Source organism: Paenibacillus sp. EZ-K15, from assembly GCF_002573715.1.
Classification (GTDB): Bacteria; Bacillota; Bacilli; order Paenibacillales; family Paenibacillaceae; genus Paenibacillus_AQ.
Genome location: NZ_PDHM01000028.1, coordinates 94,569 through 115,758 on the forward strand (window position 1 = coordinate 94,569; position 21,190 = coordinate 115,758).

Sequence of the window (21,190 nt, forward strand, 5' to 3'; positions counted from 1 at the left end):
GGGATTAGTCCGCCAGGCGGTATCCCACTCCTCTAACCGTTGCAATATATCGCGGGGCTCCCGCGTTGTCGCTCAGCTTTTTACGCAAGCTTTTGATGTGGACGTCAACCACATTGCTGCCGCCCATAAAATCCGTATCCCAAATTTTGCACATGAGGTCCTCACGCGTGCAGACGGCTCCTTCGCTGTCCAGCAGGAGCATCAGCAAATGATACTCTGTCTTCGTCAAATGGATAGGAGTGCTGCCCCGGTGGATGGTCATTTTATCCCGATCAATGGATAAGTCTTTATAGACGAGGCCGCGCATGACCTCTTCTTCCCCCGACAATCCGGCAGCAGGAGAGAACAATCGAATGGTTCGCTGCACCTGATACATCATCGTATCTTTGGAACGGGCAGGCCATACCATAAGCTCTTCGTTCAACAGGCTTGAGCCTGCATTGCTCATTAACTCTTCCCCTACTAGGTATAGAATCGGAATAGAGGAATGTTCGGGCAGCAGGAGTTCCTTCTCCTTGTTGAACGCCGCCATATTCCGGCAGCCCGTCATATCGGCAATAATCAGTCCTGTATTCAGTGCCGACTGAAGACGCGGTTCCCATTTGCGGAACATCATCACCTCGAAGCAGTTCTCGGTCAAGGTAATAAACATTTCATTCACCCGTCCGGGAGAACGGCTTAATAACGCGGCCCGCAGGGTTGTGGGACAAGCATCCCCTATCGCCATCGGCATCGTTGGACGAACATACAGATTGCCGGACTGGAAATCAGGAAACGAATAGATCGTTCCCAGTTCCGTCATTTCTTCCGTTTGGTTTGACATTCTGGACACACCCCCCCAAATACGACGTGAGCATGATGGATGACGTAATTGGTTTCACCGGCTACCGTAGCAGCCCAATCCTCTGGCACCTCCGTCATGACCTCGTCCACTTTACCGCATACTTCACAAATAATATGTTGGTGCTCGTCAGTACGCGCATCGTACCGACTCGCGCTCTCTCCGAGCTTCAATTCTCGGATCAGCTGTTTATCCGTCAAATAACGCAGGGAATTATAAACCGTCCCGTACGCGAGATTATATCCTTTCTCCACCAGCCGGTTCATGATATCCGCAGCAGTCGGATGATCATGCGATTCCCGAAGGACATCGTACACCGCTTGGCGTTGTGTCGTCAGATTTAAAGATCTCAAGGTATTCACCCTTTTAATTTATTTTTAGATCAAGTATAAATCCTATTCCTCTCAAGGTCAACATCTCGTGCCGAAATTGCCGCTGGTAATCTTTAAGATTTCTTTAGATTCAATTAAAAATTCCTTTAGCTTGTATGGTTAGAATTAGAACATACATAAACGATGAAACGAATAGCCCGCCAAAGGAGGCAATCGAGCGCCATGGAATCCATAGCCAAGCATCCCCGTCAAGTACCGTCATCCCCTGAACGATCCCGGCAGCAAACCGGCACGATTCGAAGCAAACAAATAAAGCGCCGCAAGGGACGCGCACGTTTAAGTCTGTTCCTTCTGCTGTTTGTCGTCATTCTGTTGGTCGTGTTCATCGCGAGGATATTTATTCCGCCTCCCATCAAAGCCAGTTCAGCCATCCTGATTCATGCAGATACCGGCCGCGTGCTCTATGCGATGCATCCGGATCTTCCCCTTCCTCCCGCAAGCATGTCCAAAATGATGACGGAGCTGCTGGTGCTGGACGCCGTCCAATCCGGGCAGCATGCTTGGGATGAGAACGTACCGGTCAGCCGCTATGCGGCTGAGGTGCCCGGTTCAGGCATCGGCATGCATGAAGGCGAACGTTACACACTGAAGCAATTGTTCCAAGCACTCATTATTCATTCAGCCAATGATGCGGCGGTAGCCATTGCGGAGCATCTCAGCGGGTCGGAGGTTCGGTTCGTAGAGGCCATGAATGCAAGGGCGGAGGAAATCGGCCTTTCGGATCGTACCGTCTTCGCCAATGCATCCGGTTTACCTGCCGCTGACCTCGCTTCCTTTACCGAAGCGGCCACCGAAGGCGATACGATCATGACGGCCAGGGATTCGGCCATGCTGGCCCGATGGCTGCTCAACAAACATCCGGATCTGCTCGAGGTAACCAGCCAGCGCGATTTGCCTGTTCCGCAGAAGAAGCTTTCCCTGCATACCACCAATCTCATGCTGCCCGGCGAGCCGCATTCTTACGAAGGTAATGACGGATTTAAGACCGGATACACCCGCTCCGCCGGTTATTGCTTTACCGGAACTGCGTCGCGGGGTGGAAACCGGCTGATTTCCGTCGTGATGGGAACCGGGGATGCCGATCAGCGGTTTACGGAAACCCGGAAGCTGATGGATTACGGATTCGAACGGCAAGGCATTCTTTCGAATCTCCTATCCGCCCTTTTTTAATAGTTGTCATAGAAGAACTCACGATTTTGAAGGCCAAGCTGCACTCTATGGGGTCGATTTAGGGTACACTGTTCGTAAGGAATCATCGTTTCCAATGGGCGATTTACTGGAGGATATCTTAATGAGAAGTATATTAATCGTAGATGATGATAAAGAAATTTCCGGGCTGATCTCCATCTATCTGGAGAATGAGGGTTACCGCGTAATCCAAGCCCATGACGGGGAGGAAGCACTGCTGGCCATGACCACCAATAACGAGGCGGTGGATCTCGTGATCCTGGATGTCATGATGCCTAAGCTGAACGGGATTGACACCTGCCGCAGAATCCGGGAAACCTCGTCTATCCCCATCCTGATGCTGAGCGCCAAGAGTGAGGACATGGATAAAATCCTGGGGCTGATGACCGGCGCGGATGATTATATGATTAAACCGTTCAATCCGCTGGAGCTGACGACTCGCGTCAAAACACTGCTGCGGCGCTCCACCCTATACAATGCGGAACTGCATCGAGAGGACAGCGAGCGGATCGAGATTGATGGGCTCGACATTAACCGGACTACGCATGAAGTAACGGCCAACGGCAAAGCGATCTCTCTGACAGCGAGAGAATTCGAGATTCTGTATTTGCTTGCCCGCCAACCGGGGAGAATCTTTAGCTCCGAGGATATCTTCCAGCAGGTCTGGAAGGAGAAATATTACGTATCCAATAATACGGTCATGGTTCACATCAGCAACTTGCGGGACAAGCTCGAGAAGGAGCTGGGTTATAAGCTCATTCAAACGGTATGGGGCGTCGGGTACAAAATTCATGCGTAAGCTGCAATGGAAGATCATCACGCTGTTCTTTGTCAGCGGAGCCCTGACCCTGTCCATCCTGTTCATCGCCCAGCAGATCATCCGATTGATCGGCCGGGAATACTGGAAGGAGCCTTGGGTAAACACCCTTTTCAGAGTTGATCGTACTTTGGAGGATTTCTTCGGTTTCCCCATCATCCCGACGATCATCGGCATCATGTTGTTTATCTGCATGGTATTGCTCCTGAGCCAGAGCACCATTCGTCAAATCAATCACTTAATGGAGGGTACACAGCGTTTGGCGAAGGGCGAATTGGATCAAGAGATTATCGTTAGCTCGAATGACGAACTGGGCCAGATGGCAACGCACATCAATCAAATGGCCAAGCAGCTCAAGCTATCGCTGGGAGAGGAACGAATGGCGGTCCAGTCCAAGAACGAGCTGATCAGCAACGTCTCGCATGATCTGCGCACCCCCCTCACCTCCATCATCGGGTACTTGCGGCTGGTCAATGAAGACCATTACAAGGATGAAGTCGAGCTCCGGTATTATACCGATATCGCGTACGATAAGTCGCTGCGCCTGGGCGGACTCGTGAACGATTTGTTTGAATACACACGAATGGGATACTCCCCGATGAACAGGGTTGACATTAATTTGGTGGAGCTGCTCGCGCAATTGGCGGTGGACTTTTCACTAACCGGGCAGCAGGAAGGAGTACAGGTAAACTTCACACCTGAAACGGAGAAAATCATGATCTCCTCGGACGGGGATAAACTGATGCGCACCTTCGAGAATCTGCTGTCCAATGCGGTACGGCACGGACGGGAGGCCGGGGTCGTGGATTTGAAGGTATCAAGTGATTCGAAGTTTGCCATCGTACAGGTCATCAATTACGGCCCCCCGATCCCTCAATATGCGATCCCCTATCTGTTCGAGCGGTTCTACCGGGCGGATGAATCGCGCACCGATCAAACCGGCGGCTCCGGACTTGGCTTGGCTATCGTAAAGACCATCGTGGATGCCCATCACGGCACGATTCAGGTAACCAGTAATACGGAACGGACGATGTTTGAAGTTCTCCTACCTTTAGAGACTCCTGAAATTTAACAAAATAAAACATTTAATATTCGACATACAATTCCATTTTCCGATAAAATAGGGGGTGAATGTCTTCATCGCCTTGCCGCCCTTGTGCAAGGTACATGAAAGGAATGATCCCCCATGACTAATATACTGTTTACCAACTTTTGTATATTTGTGACTTTCTTATACTTGTCCGGACTGCTGTCCAAAAAATATGTAGCAGGCGTTGTGACACCGTCCATCAACGTTAAGATCAACGCTGGACTGCTCTTTGGCATTTACGGGATCATCTTGATGTACTATTCTTTCCCGATTGACCCCCGGTTTTTCGCGGATTTGCGGCATCTGGCCATTGTCGTGATCGCCAGCTACTTGGGATGGCTTCCGTCCCTGATTGCCGGCGTGCTGATTGCACTCGGGCGGCTAATTCTGTTCGGCATGTCCGCTTCCTCTGCCATTGCGGGAGCCGGCATGCTGCTGATCGGCATCATCTGCGGGACGCTTTCTCGTATCCATTGGAATCGTTTAAGCAAAATGCTGCTCATGAGCGTATCGAGCATGCTGGTGCTCCTAGGTATTATGTGGATGAATATCCAGGACCATCACAAGGTGCATACTGTCTTCACGCAGCACCTCATCATATCCATGCTCGCCACGGTGGTCATCTACATGCTGACCGAGTATATCAACACGTCCAATCAACTATTTCTGCAGATGAAGAAAAATGCGGAGACGGATTACCTAACCAGTCTTCACAATTTGCGCCAATTCGAGCAGCTGTTGTCGGAACGTTTTCTCGAAGCCCAGCATTTCAGCGAACGGCTGGGTGTTCTTATCGTGGACATTGATCATTTCAAAAAAATAAACGACACCTACGGCCATGCGGCCGGAGATGCCGTTTTGCAACAGCTCAGCAAAGTGCTGAGGGAGCATTCCCGTTCTTTTGATGAAGTGTCCCGCAACGGCGGGGAAGAATTCTCGGTGCTGGTCCCGGAAGCGACCATTGACGAGACGGCCGCTATTGCGGAGCGAATCCGGGCCGCCGTAGCGGATCATACCTTTGTCCTGGAAAACGGAACCAAGATCCAGATCACCGTGTCGATTGGAGCTGCCGTACATCCCGATACGATCCGGTCGAAAAATGCCAAGGAGCTGCTTCAGCAAGCGGACCGCGAGCTGTATCGCGCCAAGGACAGCGGACGCAACCGCGTATGCTCCGCTCCCGAAATCCATGATCTGATTCTCTCTTAATTCGAATCCGCCTTCAGTATTTCTTCAATGGCAGTCAGCGTATCTGAAGACAACTTAATACCGGAGGCCTTCACATTCTCTTCCACCTGCTCCGGACGGCTGGCCCCCACCAGTGCACTAGCTACGTTGTTCTGACGCAGAATCCAGGCCAAGGCCAACTGGCCGACGGTCATACCCAGCTCGCTTGCAACGACTCCCAGGGCCTGCACCTTCTGAATGCGATCTTCACTCATTTTAAGCCGGTCGGCTCCAATCTTCGATGCGCGGCTGTTCTCCGGCACGGCTTGCTTGGAGGCGTACTTGCCAGTCAGAAGCCCTTGCGCAAGAGGAGAATAGACCACTTGACCAATGCCCTTCTTCTCGCCTAACGGGATGATCTCCTCCTCGATCTTGCGCTCGAACATGTTGTACAGCGGCTGATTCACCACGATGCGATCCAGCAAATAGCGGTCCGCAACGGCCAATGCTGCTTCCATCTGGGCAGCGGTCCACATACTGACTCCTACATAGAGCACCTTACCTTGCCGGACAAGGTCATCCAGCGCCCGCAGCGTTTCCTCTATCGGTGTTTCTTCATGATATCGATGGCAGTAATAGATGTCGACATAATCGGTTCCCAGCCGCTTCAGACTCGCATCGCACTGCTCTCTAATATGTTTGCGGGAAAGTCCCTGATCATTGGGTCCGTCACCCATCTTGCCGAATACCTTCGTGGCCAGAACATAGGATTCCCTTGGGAAAGCTCTCAAGGTTTCCCCGACAACCACTTCAGCCGCCCCCTGGGCATACACATTCGCTGTATCAAAAAAATTAACGCCGAGTCCATATGCGGTCTGAATTGACTTCACCGCATTCTCCCGTTCCACATATCCCCCGTACGTCAGCCAGCTCCCGAGACTAATATCGCTAACCTTCAGTCCGCTTCCGCCCAATCTTCTAAATTCCATATGTGAAACCTCCTTCATACAAGATAGATGCTTATTCTTTATTGTAACATCTTCCTGTACGATAGACAGATGTGCCCTATCTAACGTTTATAACCGGTCGACTTTATTTTCACCTTGACCGATACATTAAACTTGGCATGGGGATACATGGCGTCCCATTCATCCATCTCCGTCTTATTGTTCCAGTGCGTCCCTCCATACCGGAGGCCGAAACCCAGCGGGTCCAGGCCCGTTTTCTGAATTTTCTCCAACACGCTTTTCACTGCTTGGGATAGTTCCTCGCTAAATTGCGCCTCGACCTTATGCAGATCTTTCGGATTCAGTTGTGCAGGATCCTCTTTCTCCTCCAAAATCGCCGTTATCCGAATATTGAAATCAATCGTTTCTTCCCCTGGTTTATCCGTTACGATCTTGTATCTTGCTCGGGTTCTATCCGTGTTGACTTCAAGCAATTTGCCGTCAATTTTCGTCCCGAAATTCGTGCTTAGATTACGACGATCCAACAGGTTAAACAGCCTGGTTTCATCCGGCGTCAGAATCACCTTCACCTTGTTCTTATCCATCAAGGCTACTCTCTCGATATTCAGGATCTTGTCAGCGGTAGTTTCCACAACGGGCATGACCGGATCTTCCCCTTCCTCTAACATTCGGCGGGACAAATCAAAGGAGTATGTCTTAGTAATGAAGGGAGATTCCGTCCCATCCTCGCTGAGCGCCAGAAATATTGCGTTTCCGGCAATCCGCTCCGTTGGAGGATCCGTCTTTAATACGGCTTCTGCCGTAGGTATTGCGAGGGCTGGATACATTAAGAGCTGCATATCCCGCCTCCGAACGGTCCAGTCCTGGATTTTGCTGATATTTTTCCGAGCATAGGCTTCTCCGTACATGACCCCCTTGCAATGACCAAAGTCAAGCTCCTTATCCACTTTGGATTTGACCTCCCTGATCGCTTCCGCAATACTTGTTGATTCTTGTGTAATAAGGAAAGACTTCTTATCCCCAGTCTTAGGGTCTCCTGAAGGAATCGCCATTTTGAAGGTAAATCGGTTAATATCGGGACTTTTCTCAGAGACGTCAATACCAATGGACACGACAAAAAGCCTCAGATCAATATCCCTAAAGTCACATCCCGACACCAACAAGAAAGAGCAGCACATGAGCCAGACCAGCCATCGCCTTAGGACTTTCATGCCTTCTTCCTCCTTTTCCTCCATACCGCATAGAATAACAGGACAATGAGCAGAAATTCACCCGCGAACCGGACGTCCAGAAAGACAATCGCCATATCATTTAATATGTATTGATTAACGATGAATGACGTGCCGAAGGTAATCAGGGAAAAGAGAAGAAGCACCCACCATTCGATTTTCCTCCTTTTCGTCATGGCTTTGCCCTTTTCGACCTTTAATCCGAAGCTTCCCAGAATGAGTTCCTTACCCACATGCCAGTGGATGATGGAATTCACGAGGGAGAGACACATATACACCACGTAGAAGACATATATCATCCGTTCAATGATGAAATAACGAATCCGCAGCGAGTCCACCGTCGAGAAGGCAGGGTACACGTGTCCTCCTGCGCCCGCAGCGCCCAATATGCCAATGGGTGCAAAGATCGAAACCAGAAGGGTAAGCAAACTGAACACTACAATAGCCCATACATGGCGCACTCTGAATCGGTGAAATATCCGATTGAATACCACCATGTTCACGTAGCCCGTAAAAATAAAAGTTGCCGCCGCCACCGTTTCATAATTGGGCATATTCCACGCATAGGTAATGATTTGCCTTACGGCATCCCAGCTGAAATAAGGATTGCTGAAGATACGCCATGACATATAGGCGATAATAGGCACACAGATGTACAGAATCATCTCCAGGGCATAGAGAATCGACTCGGAATCCAGCCTGGCACTAAGTCCAACCACCACCAGAAATCCCATCAGAACAATATAGGGAGATACATCCGGACTGATGTAACGAGAGGTAATATCAACGAAACTGACCAAGGTAATTACGCTGGAGAAAAACCACGCGAATCCGTATAAAAAAAGCAGGATGCCGGATATCCACTTCGACATAACCGAGTGGAAAATCTCCGGCAGCCCTTGTCCCGGAAATTTCCGAATCAGTTTCACGAAAGTAAACAACAGCAAGGCGCCAACTGGAATGGACACGAGAATCGACATCAGCGCACCGTCAAAGCGATCCGTAATCAAGATGCGGGGGACAAAATTAATCAGGTTGATGGTTGCATTGAGCAGGAAGAGGTAATAAAAATATTTATTTCTAACCACTTCGCTGATCTCCTTTCTTGTTCCAGTCCACAGCAAACATCTTCAAGTATGGTTTGCCGAAGGACCTGAGGCTCGTAAGGTACATGATCATGGCCACCATGCCTAAAACGATGCCGACCAAGCCGAAGAAGGTAGCCAGTACAATGAACAAATACTTCGTGACACGGATGCCTGAGCTCATCATCGTTATCGGGATCACGAAGTTTGTTATCGCAACGGCGGAAACCAGAATGATCATGATGTTACTAACCAATCCCGCCTCCGTAGCAGCGGTTCCCAGAATGAGACCCCCTACCGTGGTAGCGGTCTGACCAATCGCTTTGGGCAGCCGGACACTCGCCTCCGTCAGAAATTCCATCGCGAGCAGCATGAAGATCACTTCGAAGAAGGACGGATACGGCACCGTAGCCCGGCTTCCCGCAATTAGCAGCGTAACCTGCATCCTCAATATTTCCGGATTGTAGGAGGTGAAGGCCACGTAAAGGCTTGGCATCAGCACGGTGATAAACAAGGCGATATACCGTATTCCCTTGAGAAACCAGCCGATTGGAGGAAGCTGTATTTTGTCATCCATCGCAGTAAAGAAATCATTGAATATGGCCGGAAGCAGAAGCGCATACCCCGTTGAATCCATCAATACTGCAATCTTTCCTTGAGATATATTCAACACGGTCCGGTCAGGGCGTTCGGTCAGCATGAGCGTCGGATACAGACGGAATTTAGGATACATTGTATGTCTCTCGATTTCAGCTGCCGATTGTACAATATCCGTTTTGATCTCGGACAATCGCTTTTTAAGCTCCTTTAATACCGTTTCGTCCACTTTGCAGGCATCATACATAATGATGATTCGAGTCTGTGATATTTTGCCAAGGGTCATGAATTCCGACTTCAAATTCACCGTTTGGTAGCGGTGGCGAATCAGATTCAAGTTCACCTCGATATTTTCCGTAAACGAATCATCGGGACCCTGAATGACGTTCTCCGTACTGGCGGGTTGGATGAAGCTTGCATTAACCAATACGGCGTCAAACAGGAGCACGCTGTCCCGAATGAATATGGCTACGCAGCCCCTTAGTATATTACGAAGCAATTCCTGTTTATCTTTCGGCTCCACACTTGAGGGAAAGGATCGGATGAATTGGTCGTATAAATCCAAGGAATTCAGCTCATAGAAACGGTTGATCAAATTATCGTTAATCATGATAGGGTCGCACATGCTTTTAAGATAAATCAATAACGCATGCTCACCTTCATTCTTCAGCTCACGCTGCTCGATATCCCCGACATTACGGAGATGTTCTTGCAGACATTGCCTGGCTTCCTCCGCATTTAGATATTGTTCGCTGGTCATGATACCACCCCTCATTCACTAAATTCCGGTTCTCCCGCTGTTTCTTTAGCGTCTGCAAAAATGTCCCAAATTATTTACAATCATCCAGAAAAACTTAGGAAGACTGTGAAACGAAATCACCTAGTTTCTAATCATTCCCATGTGGTAATAATGAAGACAAGAGTCTGAGTTTAAGGGCAACGCCCATAGAAACTGAGGAGGAATCGTGAATGAACCCATCCAATTCATCGCATCAAGAACTGCCGCAATTTCCGGAGTCGCTGTGGGTAGCGACAACTGAACTGCCCGCTTTCCCCCGCTTAGCCGAAGATATTGAGGCGGATGTTGCCATCGTCGGAGCCGGCATTACCGGCATTACGACCGCTTATCTGCTTGCTAAGGCAGGCAAGGATGTCGTGCTGATCGAAGCAGGGCAAATCCTGAACGGAACCACCGGTCATACAACAGCTAAGGTTACGGCACAGCATGGGCTCATCTATCATGAATTTATGAATCATTTTGGGGAGGAGAAGACAAGACTCTATTACGAAGGCAATCGGGAAGCGATTGAATTCATTAGGGATATTGTTGGCGGAGACGAAGGGAAATTTGGGCTAAAGCTGGAGGATGCCCATATTTACGCTCAACAAGAGGACAAGTATCTCGCGAAGCTGGAGGACGAGATCAAAGCCTATGAGAAGCTTGGCATTCCGGGAGAATGGCAGGACAGCCTTCCTCTGCCTATGCAGATTCGGGGAGCCATTAAGATGCCTGGGCAATATCAATTCCACCCTCTGCAATATCTTAAGCATTTGACCGAACAATTTCTGGCGCTCGGGGGGCGAATCTATGAGAACACGACCATGGATGAAAAGGCCGAAACCGATGGACCGATCACACTGCTAACCAAACGGGGCGGTCACCGGATTACTTGCAACCATGCCGTATCCGCGTCTCATTTTCCGTTCATTGACGGGAAAGGCTTGTTCTTCACGCGGCTGCATGTGGAACGCTCCTATGCCGTTGCAGTCAAACCTGAAACCGCTTATCCGGGAGGGATGTACCTCAGTGTGGATCAGCCGACACGTTCCCTGCGGTCAGCTACCTATGGCGGTGAGGATTTGGTTATCGTTGGAGGTGAGAATCATCCGACGGGCCGCAGCATCTGCACCCATCAGCATTACGAAAACCTGGAGCTTTTTGCAGGAAAGCTGCTGGGCTCCTCCGCGATTCCTTATCGCTGGTCGACCCAGGACCTGATTACCCTGGACAACATGCCTTACATCGGGCCGATCACATCCAATCAAGACCGGATCTATGTCGCGACAGGCTTCCGGAAATGGGGTATGACAACAGGAACACTGGCCGCGAACATCATCAGTGATCAAATCTTGGAGAAGGATAACCGTTACGCCGACGTCTTCAGCCCGTCCCGCTTCAAGGCAGACCCGAGCATCAAAACATTTGTCGTGCAAAATGCTTTGGTTGCAAAGGATTTCGTTGCCGGCAAGGTGGAAATGGCCCACGCCGACATAACCGAGTTAAAGTCTGGCGAAGGCGCCATCGTCCGCCATAACGGTCAGCGTGCCGGGGCTTACAAGGATGATGAGGGGAAACTCCATCTTGTGGATACGACCTGTACCCATCTCGGCTGCGAAGTAGAATGGAACGAGGGCGAGCGCTCATGGGACTGCCCTTGTCACGGATCACGCTACCGCTATAATGGCGAGGTGCTGGAAGGACCGGCCATTGAGCCGTTGAAGCAGTTGGACCCGGAGAGCTAAGCGGACGCTGCGCTCCCCCGATGACTCTAACCTAAAAGATGTGAAGCCCTATGCGAGCTTCACTTCTTTTTTTATAATATGGGACTACAAAACCGGAAACGACCTAAATTCAACCAAAAATAACATATTTCTGGTATAATAAGCTTACAAATCGTTACGGGAGGGACAGCTATGGTTCTAGGCCCTGAGTATTTGGATCGAATTAAAGAGGACGTCTCGGAGAGAAAGGCAAAGGAGAAGCTGCGCGGTATCCGGCAACAAAGCCTGCTTAGTGATTTTTTAATGACACTTGCTGCTGCAGGTGCCTTCATTGTGGTGGCTGCCATTTTTGGTTTTATCCTGTATAACATACGATATTAGAAGCCCTACCCCATGCTTCCAGGGTGGTAAGCCTCTGAAGTTTATACTTTCTTGCATGTCCAAAAAGGCACCCTGACGGGTGCCTTTGTCATGTTATGACCTAGCCTGGATTAACCTAGTAAGCCTAAGCGATTTCTGGTGCCGGCTCCTCGCGGTAGGCCTCAAGCGATCGGTCCACGATGACCTGTATGAAATCCGGATCCATATCCTGAATCCATGGCATGGCGTTATTCCAAGCATTTTCCTCGATTTGAAGCGCGATCTGATTCTGCTCCCATTCATCCACCGTTCGATCCATCCGGTCACAGAGTTCTGTCAGCATCAGGTCCATCGAGTGGCCCAGCTCATGTGCGAATACCACCGCAAAATAGGCATGAAACAGCTCAAGTGTCCCAAACAGCTGCAGACACTGCTGGCGTATGACTTCGGTATACATCGTCACGCTGTGCGAATTCATAACATATTTCCCGCCGATTAACCGGCCCCCTGGGAAATACGCCTCCATCTCCACGGTGACACTGCTGCCCGACCGACGTAGAAGCTCTTGCGTAATTCGGTTCAGTTCGGACTTATTCAATAATGATCATGGCTCCCTTTAAAGATATAAACATAAACATCATTATAAAAGAACCATATGAAATTGCAATAACAAATATGCCTGCCTGCTTACTCTCAACCAACCAAAAACCTTTAATTAAGCCAAAAAAAGAAGGACCCACTCCGCACTCGAATGGGTCTTCTTATGATGGTAATCCTCGCCTCGCTACCCAGCCTCATGCTGGTCGCTGAATTGACTGTTATACAGGTCCGCATAGAAGCCGCCTTGAGACAGCAGCTCTTCATGAGTTCCCTGCTCGATAATGCTGCCCTTGTTCATGACCAGAATCAGGTCCGCATCCCGGATCGTGGACAGCCGATGCGCAATGACAAAGCTGGTTCGGTCCTTCATCAGCTCATTCATCGCTTTCTGGATATAGAGCTCTGTCCGCGTATCCACGCTGCTGGTGGCCTCGTCGAGGATCAGAATCGATGGATTGGCCAGAATGGCACGCGCTATCGTAAGGAGCTGCTTCTGCCCTTGCGATATGTTGGAGGCCTCCTCGTTCAGAATGGTATCGTAGCCGTCCGGCAATGTCCGGATGAAGTGATCCGCGTGAGCCGCTTCCGCCGCTCGGATGATCTCTTGTTCCGTGGCGCCTTCGCGTCCATATCCGATATTGTCCCGGATTGTCCCGTTAAAGAGCCATGTATCCTGCAGCACCATTCCGAACAGGCTGCGGAGTTCACCGCGCCGAAGAGCCGTAATATCCGTGCCGTCTATCGTAATCTTGCCCTTATTCAGCTCATAGAACCGCATCAGCAGATTAATGAGCGTAGTCTTACCTGCACCGGTCGGACCGACGATGGCGACCGTTTGCCCGTGCCTTACGTCCACATTCATATCCTCGATCAGAAGCTGGTCTGCTTTATAGCCGAAACTCACGTTCTCGAAAGACACATCGCCAAGCGGCTTCTTGAGTGCTGCCGGAGCTGTATGCTCTGACACTTCTTCTTCCTCATCCAGCACTTCAAATACGCGCTCTGCCGATGCTATGGTAGATTGAATGACGTTCGCGATATTCGCAAGCTGGGTGATCGGCTGCGTGAATTGGCGTGAATATTGGATGAATGCCTGAATATCCCCGATCTCAATCGCTCTGCGGGTAACGAGCACGCCGCCGACAACACTGACGATCACATAACCGATATTGCCGACAAATCCCATCAACGGCATAATGGTACCCGATATAAACTGGGCCCTCCACCCGGCATCATAGAGCTTCTCGTTGACCTCATCAAATTGCTCCATGGACTGTCGTTCCCGGCCGAAGGCCTTCACCACTTTATGACCCGTGTACATTTCTTCCACATGCCCGTTCAGCTCACCCAAATGCTTCTGCTGAGCCACAAAATGCTTCTGCGAGCGCTTGGCAACGACAATTGTAACCACCACACTAAGCGGTAGGGTCAGAATAACCACTAACGTCAGCAGCGGGCTGATCGTGAGCATCATCACGATGACGCCAACCAGCGTGACTACCGAGGTAATCATCTGCGTCAAGCTCTGCTGAAGTGTACTGCTGATATTGTCCATATCGTTGGTCACCCGGCTCAGCGTTTCCCCATGTGTCCGAGCGTCAAAATATTTAAGCGGCAAACGACCGAGTTTGTTGTAAACATCCTTACGCAAATCATACACGGTCCGCTGGGCCACGCCAGCCATAACATATTGCTGGATGTAAGCAAACAGTGAGCTTAAGAGATACAAGCCTGCAAGCCAGAGCATGATCGTCCGAATCGCGTCAAAATCGATCCCGGCCCCCGGCACGCCTTGCATCTTAGCCATGAAGCCTTTGAACAGGATCGTGGTTGCATCCCCCAATATTTTCGGGCTCACGATGCTGAATATCGTACTGAGAATAGCTGCGATCAAGACGATCATCAGCTTGCCGGTATGCGGTTTGAGATATCGCGTTAACCGGCGAAAAGTGCCTTTGAAATCCTTGGCTTTCTCCCCCGCCATTCCGGGCCCGTGCGGGCCGCCGCCAAAGGGACCTCCAGGTCCCCGAGGATGTCCCCCCCGTTTCTTCTCACTCATGCGATCTCCTCCTCTGACAGCTGCGAGGTGACGATTTCGCGGTACACATCGCTGGAAGCCATAAGCTCCTCATGCGTGCCGATGCCGGCAATTCGTCCCTCATCCAGCACGATAATCCGGTCAGCGTCCATAACGGTGCTTACCCGCTGAGCAACAATCAGAACGGTAGCATCCGTCGTTTCCTCGCGGAGCGCTGCGCGAAGATTGGCATCCGTCTTGAAATCCAGCGCCGAGAAGCTGTCGTCAAACACATAAATCTCGGGTCTCCGAACCAGCGCCCTTGCAATCGAGAGCCGCTGCTTTTGACCTCCCGATACGTTGCTGCCGCCTTGCGAAATCTCGGCATCGTACCCGCCTTCCATGGATGAGATGAAATCGGCCGCCTGAGCAACCTTCGCTGCATGCCGGATTTCCTCGTCCGTCGCATCTTCTTTACCATAACGGATATTCTCCGCGATGGTTCCGGTGAAGAGCAGCGCCTTCTGCGGCACAAATCCGATCCGGCTCCGGAGCTGCTCCTGAAGCATGTCCCGAATATCCGTACCATTAACGAGAATCCGTCCCGAGCTCACATCATAGAAACGAGGGATCAAGCTGATCAGCGTCGATTTACCCGAACCGGTTCCGCCGATAATCGCGGTAATTTCACCCGGCCCGGCACGGAAGGAAATATCGGATATGGCAGGCTCCTCTGCACCCGGATAATAGAAGGTCACATCCTGAAATTCAATCGATCCCTGCTGCACGCCGGTATTACGCGGCTGCTTCGGATCATGGATCTCCGGCATCATGTTCAATACCTCATTGATCCGGACCGCCGATGCCTGTGCACGCGGAATCATGACAAACATGACGGATAGCATGATAAGAGAGAACATGATCATCATCGCGTATTGGAGAAATGCCATAAGGTCACCGACCTTCATGTGGCCACTATCGATTCGCAGCCCCCCGAACCAAACTATAGCCAGCGTTGCAAAGTTCATGACCAGCATCATGACAGGCATCATCGCACCCATGATTTTATTCACTTTAATGGAGGTGGCTGTCAAATCCTCGTTCGCATCATTAAAACGGACAGTTTCATGATTCATCCGGTTAAATGAACGAATGACCCGGATTCCGGTCAGATTCTCCCTCAGCACGCGGCTCAGTGTATCGATCTTCACCTGGATCGCTTTGAAGAGCGGAATCCCCTTTTTAGCGATGAGGAAAATAGCCAGAGCCAGAATCGGCAGGACGATGAGAAGTACCGTGGTCAATCCCGGGTCTCTCGATACGGCCATTATAATGCCCCCGATACACATCATCGGCGCAAGCGCCATCATGCGAAGGATCATGATCGTGACCTGCTGCACTTGCGTAATGTCGTTCGTTGTACGAGTAATCAAGGATGCCGTACCGATCTTGTCAAATTCCTGCAGCGTGAAATTCTCGACATGGGAGAAGACGCGTCCCCGAACAATTTTCCCGAATCCCGCAGCTGATTTGGATGCCAAATAACTCGCGGCAATGGAGCACAACATGCCCCCAGCTGCTACCAGGAGCATAAAGCCGCCCACACGCCAAATGTAAGGCACATCTCCCTTCACGATGCCGATATCCACGATGTCCGCCATCAAGGTCGGCAGGTAAAGATCAGACAGACACTGGAAAAATGTGAACAGCAGGACAAAAATGACGGCTGTCCGGTACGGTTTCAAATAGTGAAACAGTTTTAACAAATTCCCCACCCCTACTCATTGTCTGAAGTCGTTTCGTTCTTTTTGTGCTTTTGCTCGTGAAAATGATACACCTTCGTTAACAGCTCCGTCAGTTTGACGCTGTCCTCTTCTCCTAAAAATTCCACCAGGTCGTTAAAGTTGTTTCTGACGTTCTGATAGGTTTCTTGGACAACGCGATTCCCTTCCTCGGTAAGCTGTACACGCACCGCACGTCGATCCTGTACATCCATCACCCGTTCCACCAGACCTTTGCTCTCCAGAGCGTTGATAAATTGAGTGATCGTCGGTGACGTAACATTCATCATGCTGCTAATTTCGGACACTTTCATGCCAGGACCATCAGGCACGATATGATGTTTAAGTCCCATCAGAACGCGAATCTCGCCGGGCGTATAGCCGGAAATCAAGTGCTGATCCCATTCCTGCTTATGGAACATGCGAATGCTGTACAAGAGCCTGCCGGCCACGCTATCTTCTCGCCGGCCACCCTTCATGCACAGCCCTTCCCGCGAATCTTTTTCCTCTTTCCTGTTGTTCTCTTTAGGTAAATCTGGATGTATATTCTCTTCCATGGTCCACCTCTTTTCTGCAACTACTTAAATAAATAGATAGTCTGCCAATTTATTTGGTTTCCTAACTATATACCTGAAGAAGACCGAAGTCAAATCGACTCCGGACCTCTCGTAACATCCATTATTCGTCATCGTACAAAAGCTGCTGGTAGTTCCCTTTGCGGTCTCTCTCGCTCTTTCGCGAGGACTTGCCTGAGCTCTTATTCTGGCGGCGGGTGCTGACCCTCTCTTTACTGGCAATATAGGCGAGCTCCCGCTCCGTCTTCTTGTAGTTCGCATATCGTTTCGCATCCAGCGTTCCGTCCTGCAGTGCTTCCTGAACCGCACAGCCGGCCTCCGTCTCATGGCGGCAATCCTGGAACCGGCACTGCTGAACCAGCGCGGAAACATCCGCAAAGGTTGCCTCGAACCCTTCTTCCGAATCCCACAGCTGCAGCTCCCGCATGCCTGGCGTATCCACCATAATCGCGCCTCCCGGCAGCACGAAAAGCTCCCGGTGCGTCGTGGTATGCCGTCCCCTTGCGTCCTCCTCGCGTATCCCCTGAACCCGCTGCAGCTCCTGGCCGGACAGCCAGTTCAGGAGGGTGGATTTACCGGCCCCGGAGGTACCCGTAATGGCAATCGTCTTCCCCCGTACCAGATAAGGCTGCAGTTGCTTCTTTCCTTGATCCATCAAGGAGCTCACCGCATGAACCGGCACGCCCGGTGCAACAGCCTCTACCTGCGCGACATAATCTTCCGGCGATTCACATAGATCCGCCTTGGTAAGCAGCACAACCGGTGCGGCTCCGCTCTCCCAGACCGCAATCAGATAGCGTTCAATCCGGCGAACACTAAAATCCTTGTTGAGTGCGTTAATGATAAACACGGTATCCATGTTCGCGGCAATGATCTGCTCATCCGGCACGCTTCCTGCTTCCTTGCGCGTCACAGCAGATTGGCGGGGGAGCAGCTTATGAATAACGGCACGGGATTCCCCTTGCAGCGGTTCCACCATGACCCAATCGCCAACAGCGGGAAAGTCGCTTTTGCTGGCTGCTTCGTATTCGTATTTGCCCGTAACAATCGCGGACTGCTCTCCCTCTTGCGTGATAATGCGGTATTGCTTCGAGAATTGGGCTGTGATGCGTGCCGGTACCAGCGCTTTATCCTGCTGCGGGATCTGCTCAGCCAGCAAAGTCCAATGTTCATTCCATCCATATGCTTGTAGCGTAGTCATGTCTTGTTTAGTCAAATTCGTGATATCCCCTTATCGTTATTGGATTGGTTGTTATCAAACACAAAAAAAACCGCAGATTTGTATCCGCGGCTGATCTGAATCTATGCAAGAAGAAGGCATCAACCCCCATTCAGCCTACAATCAAGCCGTTAAAGGTCATACCAAGCCCTTAAATAGACACAAAAAACCCGCAGGATACCAAGCACGGTCTCCTGCGGGTTCTTGAGTATGGAGTTAAAGACAAGTAAGGTTACATGCCTTATACCCCTAATACCATTAGAATTTCCCGTCCAAAGAGACCAACGTCAATGCGACCCATCCACTATGCATCATAACCATTTGACATCAGCCTCCTTCAGCTAAATTAATATATCCGTATTATAGGGGTCATATTTCCAGGTGTCAACATCTCATGCAAAAATTAGATTCGCCTGTAGTGCCTCCACTCCTCCGGCAGCAGCATCCCATACTGGCGATTCAAAAAGCGGTCATCCACCAGCGTCAGTGTCCCGCTGTCCTGCTCTGAGCGAATCAAGCGTCCTCCGGCCTGCAGCACTTTGTTCATGCCCGGGTACACGTAGGCATAATCGTATCCCCGCTTGCCGGTACGATCGAAATAATCCTTGATGATATCATTCTCGAATGATAGCTGTGGCAATCCTACGCCGATGACCACGACACTCGACAGCCGTTCTCCCTTCAAATCAATGCCCTCGGAGAAAATACCGCCCATTACGGCAAAGCCGATCAGCGGATCTTCCGCATCCGCCTGGAAGGCATCCAGGAATGCCTCCCGCTCCTCCTCACTCATCCCATGCCCCTGAAGCAAGGTACGTGCTCCCGGGTTCATTCTGGCAAACGCTTCATGAATATCCTGCATGTAGGGATAGGACGGCAGGAAGATCAGGGTATTCACCGGCTTTTCCTGAACCAGTGCACTCAGCATCCGCACGATGGCTTCGCTATTTCGCTCCCGATCCTTGAAGCGCGTCGATAACGGCAAAATTCGAACGTCCAATTGCTCGGAAGAGAAGGGAGAGGGAATCGAGAGGCTGTAGTCCTCTTCCTCTGCTCCCAGCATGTCGCGGTAATACCCAAGCGGCATGAGGGTTGCCGAGAAGAATACGCTGGAGCGGTAGTTTTTTCCCGCTTGCTGGAGCAAATAAGAGGGGTCCAGACAAAACAGCTTGAGAAACACCTCGCTCTGACTCATCTCCGCATACGTGACAAAGCGGTCGTCATACAGCTTGGAGATGCGCAGATACCCCTGCACGGCAAAATAGCACTCCAGAAGCGCATCGGCCTCATCCCCGCTCTTGCCAGTCATCAGTTCGGCCTCTGCCTGGAGCGAAAAATCCTCCAGCAGCTCCACCATCATCTCCGGCTGCTGGGACCCGACAATCCGCTCTTCCTCCCTACTAACCTTGCGCAGCACTTTAAAGCGGTTATTCACCCGCTTCGCGGCGTTGTAAAGCGCGGGATTGCTCTCTTTGTAAGCTCGTTGCAGTTCCAGAAAAGCCGATTTATTCAGCTCGGCTGAGAACATTCCCCGCGCCCGGTCTACCAGATTGTGTGCCTCATCAATAAGCAGCACACTGCGCTTCTTCACATCCTCCGGCATCCGCTTAAAGGATACACGCGGGTCAAACACATAGTTGTAATCGCAGATGACGGCATCAGCTGCATACGCGGCATCCAGCGAGAACTCAAACGGACACACCGTATGCTTCCGGGCGTACTCTTCAATAACGGGCCTCGTGATCAACGTTTCATGCGAGAGCAAATCCAGTATGGCGCCATTAATCCGGTCATAATAGCCCTCCGAGAACACGCAGCCCATCTGACCGCAGCCCTCAGCTTCACGGAAACAAATCTTGTCCTTCGCCGTCAGCGTGACCGTATGCATGCACAGACCTTGACGCTCCATGCGGGCCATGGCTTCCTCCGCGGTGGTTCGGGTGATCGTCTTGGCTGTCAGATAAAAAATCCGCGACAACAGGCCTTCACCGATCGCTTTAACCGAGGGAAACAGCGTGGATATCGTTTTCCCTATGCCCGTTGGCGCTTTGGTAAACAATTTCCGCCCTTCCCCAATGCTTTTATAAACAGCTCCGGCCAGCTTTCGCTGCCCCTCGCGGTAGGCGGGAAACGGAAACTTCAATTCGCGGATGCTTCGATCCCTCCGCTCGCCATGCTCCCGCAGCAGGTTGGCATAAGGCGCATAAGCCGCCACGACCTCCAATACGAAGGATTCCAGCTGTGCAAAGCTCCATTCCTGTACGAACTGCTTCCGCTCTCCACTCGGGACTTGGAAGTAGGTTAATCGCACCGCCATCTTCGTAATCTCATGTTGCTTCGCGTACATATAGGCATACATTTGGGCCTGCGCCCAATGAACCGGATACGAGTGCTCCGTAATCTCGCCTAAATCGCCGGAGGTCGACTTAATCTCGTCAATCATCATCCGCTCTTCCTCTTGAATCAGACCGTCACAGCGGCCTTCCACAACAAACAGAAGATCCTCGTAAGGAATCTCCACTTCAAGCTGAACTTCCTTCTGATCGTTCTCACCATAATCGCGCTGTACCTGTTGATGTGCACGGGTCCCCTCGGTAAGGGATGTCGCCGTGCGAAAACCCGAGGTAATGCTGCCGCTGCGAAAGACGTATTCCACCAGCGGCCTGACGGATATTTGAATAGTATGAGGCATGATGGTCTCCTTCGTTCATGTTCTATGAAGGGTATTATACCAAACATTCGTTCCTGAAAGCGAAGCATCC

18 protein-coding genes are annotated in these 21,190 nt (G+C 50.9%); 6 read left to right on the top strand and 12 right to left on the bottom strand.

The genetic code is table 11. The features are described 5' to 3' along the window. Positions 1 to 4 precede the first annotated feature (4 nt). Together CRG97_RS30760 and CRG97_RS30765 are read right to left on the bottom strand one after the other, a co-directional pair. Positions 5 to 823 (bottom strand): winged helix family transcriptional regulator, encoded by an 819-nt coding sequence (locus CRG97_RS30760; protein WP_098749286.1) that lies wholly within the window; start codon positions 821 to 823, stop codon positions 5 to 7. Beyond that, positions 799 to 1,194, bottom strand: a complete 396-nt coding sequence (locus CRG97_RS30765; RefSeq protein ID WP_098749287.1) for a Fur family transcriptional regulator — start codon at positions 1,192 to 1,194, stop codon at positions 799 to 801. The genes CRG97_RS30760 and CRG97_RS30765 overlap by 25 nt, the downstream gene beginning before the upstream one ends. Before the next feature lie 201 nt (positions 1,195 to 1,395). Here CRG97_RS30765 and CRG97_RS30770 point away from each other — a divergent pair, with 201 nt between their 5' ends. The 4 genes from CRG97_RS30770 to CRG97_RS30785 all read left to right on the top strand — a co-directional run bounded on the left by CRG97_RS30770 (position 1,396) and on the right by CRG97_RS30785 (position 5,537). Then, positions 1,396 to 2,403, top strand: a complete 1,008-nt coding sequence (locus CRG97_RS30770; protein WP_098749288.1) for a D-alanyl-D-alanine carboxypeptidase family protein — start codon at positions 1,396 to 1,398, stop codon at positions 2,401 to 2,403. A 121-nt stretch (positions 2,404 to 2,524) separates the two neighbouring features. After that, a complete protein-coding gene (locus CRG97_RS30775; protein WP_098749289.1) occupies positions 2,525 to 3,220 on the top strand; it encodes a response regulator transcription factor in 696 nt (231 codons plus the stop codon). Continuing rightward, on the top strand, positions 3,213 to 4,310 hold the full coding sequence (locus CRG97_RS30780; RefSeq protein ID WP_098749290.1) for a sensor histidine kinase: 1,098 nt from the start codon (positions 3,213 to 3,215) through the stop codon (positions 4,308 to 4,310). The genes CRG97_RS30775 and CRG97_RS30780 overlap by 8 nt, the downstream gene beginning before the upstream one ends. A gap of 114 nt (positions 4,311 to 4,424) precedes the next feature. Beyond that, the gene (locus CRG97_RS30785) at positions 4,425 to 5,537 is read left to right on the top strand and encodes a GGDEF domain-containing protein (protein WP_098749291.1); all 1,113 of its coding nucleotides are present in this window, start codon (positions 4,425 to 4,427) and stop codon (positions 5,535 to 5,537) included. Here CRG97_RS30785 and CRG97_RS30790 read toward each other — a convergent pair. The 4 genes from CRG97_RS30790 to CRG97_RS30805 form a co-directional block, all read right to left on the bottom strand. Continuing rightward, complete coding sequence (locus tag CRG97_RS30790) at positions 5,534 to 6,484, bottom strand: aldo/keto reductase family protein (RefSeq protein ID WP_098749292.1); 951 nt, start codon at positions 6,482 to 6,484, stop codon at positions 5,534 to 5,536. The two genes, CRG97_RS30785 and CRG97_RS30790, sit on opposite strands and share 4 nt — an antisense overlap. An 80-nt stretch (positions 6,485 to 6,564) precedes the next feature. Beyond that, positions 6,565 to 7,674: a Ger(x)C family spore germination protein gene (locus tag CRG97_RS30795; RefSeq protein WP_098749293.1), complete on the bottom strand. Its 1,110-nt coding sequence runs from the start codon at positions 7,672 to 7,674 to the stop codon at positions 6,565 to 6,567. Then, a complete protein-coding gene (locus CRG97_RS30800) occupies positions 7,671 to 8,780 on the bottom strand; it encodes a GerAB/ArcD/ProY family transporter (RefSeq protein ID WP_098749294.1) in 1,110 nt (369 codons plus the stop codon). The genes CRG97_RS30795 and CRG97_RS30800 overlap by 4 nt, the downstream gene beginning before the upstream one ends. Then, complete coding sequence (locus CRG97_RS30805; RefSeq protein WP_098749295.1) at positions 8,773 to 10,134, bottom strand: spore germination protein; 1,362 nt, start codon at positions 10,132 to 10,134, stop codon at positions 8,773 to 8,775. Before CRG97_RS30805 ends, CRG97_RS30800 begins: the two co-directional genes overlap by 8 nt. Before the next feature lie 209 nt (positions 10,135 to 10,343). Here CRG97_RS30805 and CRG97_RS30810 point away from each other — a divergent pair, with 209 nt between their 5' ends. Both CRG97_RS30810 and CRG97_RS30815 read left to right on the top strand, forming a co-directional pair. Continuing rightward, the gene (locus CRG97_RS30810) at positions 10,344 to 11,897 is read left to right on the top strand and encodes an FAD-dependent oxidoreductase (RefSeq protein WP_098749296.1); all 1,554 of its coding nucleotides are present in this window, start codon (positions 10,344 to 10,346) and stop codon (positions 11,895 to 11,897) included. Between the two features lie 171 nt (positions 11,898 to 12,068). Further along, the gene (locus CRG97_RS30815) at positions 12,069 to 12,257 is read left to right on the top strand and encodes a hypothetical protein (RefSeq protein ID WP_098749297.1); all 189 of its coding nucleotides are present in this window, start codon (positions 12,069 to 12,071) and stop codon (positions 12,255 to 12,257) included. Between the two features lie 124 nt (positions 12,258 to 12,381). Here CRG97_RS30815 and CRG97_RS30820 read toward each other — a convergent pair whose 3' ends face one another. The 6 genes from CRG97_RS30820 to CRG97_RS30845 all read right to left on the bottom strand — a co-directional run bounded on the left by CRG97_RS30820 (position 12,382) and on the right by CRG97_RS30845 (position 21,120). Further along, positions 12,382 to 12,834 carry a hypothetical protein gene (locus tag CRG97_RS30820; RefSeq protein ID WP_098749298.1) on the bottom strand — a complete coding sequence of 151 codons (453 nt, stop codon included), beginning with the start codon at positions 12,832 to 12,834 and terminating at the stop codon, positions 12,382 to 12,384. Between the two features lie 186 nt (positions 12,835 to 13,020). Beyond that, on the bottom strand, positions 13,021 to 14,895 hold the full coding sequence (locus CRG97_RS30825; protein WP_098749299.1) for an ABC transporter ATP-binding protein: 1,875 nt from the start codon (positions 14,893 to 14,895) through the stop codon (positions 13,021 to 13,023). After that, positions 14,892 to 16,619 (bottom strand): ABC transporter ATP-binding protein, encoded by a 1,728-nt coding sequence (locus CRG97_RS30830; RefSeq protein WP_098749300.1) that lies wholly within the window; start codon positions 16,617 to 16,619, stop codon positions 14,892 to 14,894. Before CRG97_RS30830 ends, CRG97_RS30825 begins: the two co-directional genes overlap by 4 nt. Positions 16,620 to 16,630: 11 nt before the next feature. Continuing rightward, entirely contained in the window at positions 16,631 to 17,191 is a 561-nt protein-coding gene (locus CRG97_RS30835) for a MarR family winged helix-turn-helix transcriptional regulator (RefSeq protein WP_098749301.1), read from the bottom strand. Positions 17,192 to 17,312: 121 nt separating this feature from the next. Continuing rightward, a complete protein-coding gene (gene rsgA / locus CRG97_RS30840) occupies positions 17,313 to 18,425 on the bottom strand; it encodes a ribosome small subunit-dependent GTPase A (RefSeq protein ID WP_098749302.1) in 1,113 nt (370 codons plus the stop codon). A 406-nt stretch (positions 18,426 to 18,831) separates the two neighbouring features. Next, the gene (locus CRG97_RS30845; RefSeq protein WP_098749303.1) at positions 18,832 to 21,120 is read right to left on the bottom strand and encodes an ATP-dependent DNA helicase; all 2,289 of its coding nucleotides are present in this window, start codon (positions 21,118 to 21,120) and stop codon (positions 18,832 to 18,834) included. Positions 21,121 to 21,190 lie beyond the last annotated feature (70 nt).

Bases quoted from the DNA above. Each gene is read 5' to 3' on its own strand.
- CRG97_RS30805 (WP_098749295.1), bottom strand. From the start codon at position 10,134: ATGACCAGCGAACAATATCTAAATGCGGAGGAAGCCAGGCAATGTCTG.
- CRG97_RS30825 (WP_098749299.1), bottom strand. From the start codon at position 14,895: ATGAGTGAGAAGAAACGGGGGGGACATCCTCGGGGACCTGGAGGTCCC.
- CRG97_RS30770 (WP_098749288.1), top strand. From the start codon at position 1,396: ATGGAATCCATAGCCAAGCATCCCCGTCAAGTACCGTCATCCCCTGAA.
- CRG97_RS30775 (WP_098749289.1), top strand. From the start codon at position 2,525: ATGAGAAGTATATTAATCGTAGATGATGATAAAGAAATTTCCGGGCTG.
- CRG97_RS30835 (WP_098749301.1), bottom strand. From the start codon at position 17,191: ATGGAAGAGAATATACATCCAGATTTACCTAAAGAGAACAACAGGAAA.
- CRG97_RS30790 (WP_098749292.1), bottom strand. From the start codon at position 6,484: ATGGAATTTAGAAGATTGGGCGGAAGCGGACTGAAGGTTAGCGATATT.
- CRG97_RS30815 (WP_098749297.1), top strand. From the start codon at position 12,069: ATGGTTCTAGGCCCTGAGTATTTGGATCGAATTAAAGAGGACGTCTCG.
- CRG97_RS30845 (WP_098749303.1), bottom strand. From the start codon at position 21,120: ATGCCTCATACTATTCAAATATCCGTCAGGCCGCTGGTGGAATACGTC.
- CRG97_RS30780 (WP_098749290.1), top strand. From the start codon at position 3,213: ATGCGTAAGCTGCAATGGAAGATCATCACGCTGTTCTTTGTCAGCGGA.
- CRG97_RS30785 (WP_098749291.1), top strand. From the start codon at position 4,425: ATGACTAATATACTGTTTACCAACTTTTGTATATTTGTGACTTTCTTA.
- CRG97_RS30795 (WP_098749293.1), bottom strand. From the start codon at position 7,674: ATGAAAGTCCTAAGGCGATGGCTGGTCTGGCTCATGTGCTGCTCTTTC.
- CRG97_RS30810 (WP_098749296.1), top strand. From the start codon at position 10,344: ATGAACCCATCCAATTCATCGCATCAAGAACTGCCGCAATTTCCGGAG.
- CRG97_RS30760 (WP_098749286.1), bottom strand. From the start codon at position 823: ATGTCAAACCAAACGGAAGAAATGACGGAACTGGGAACGATCTATTCG.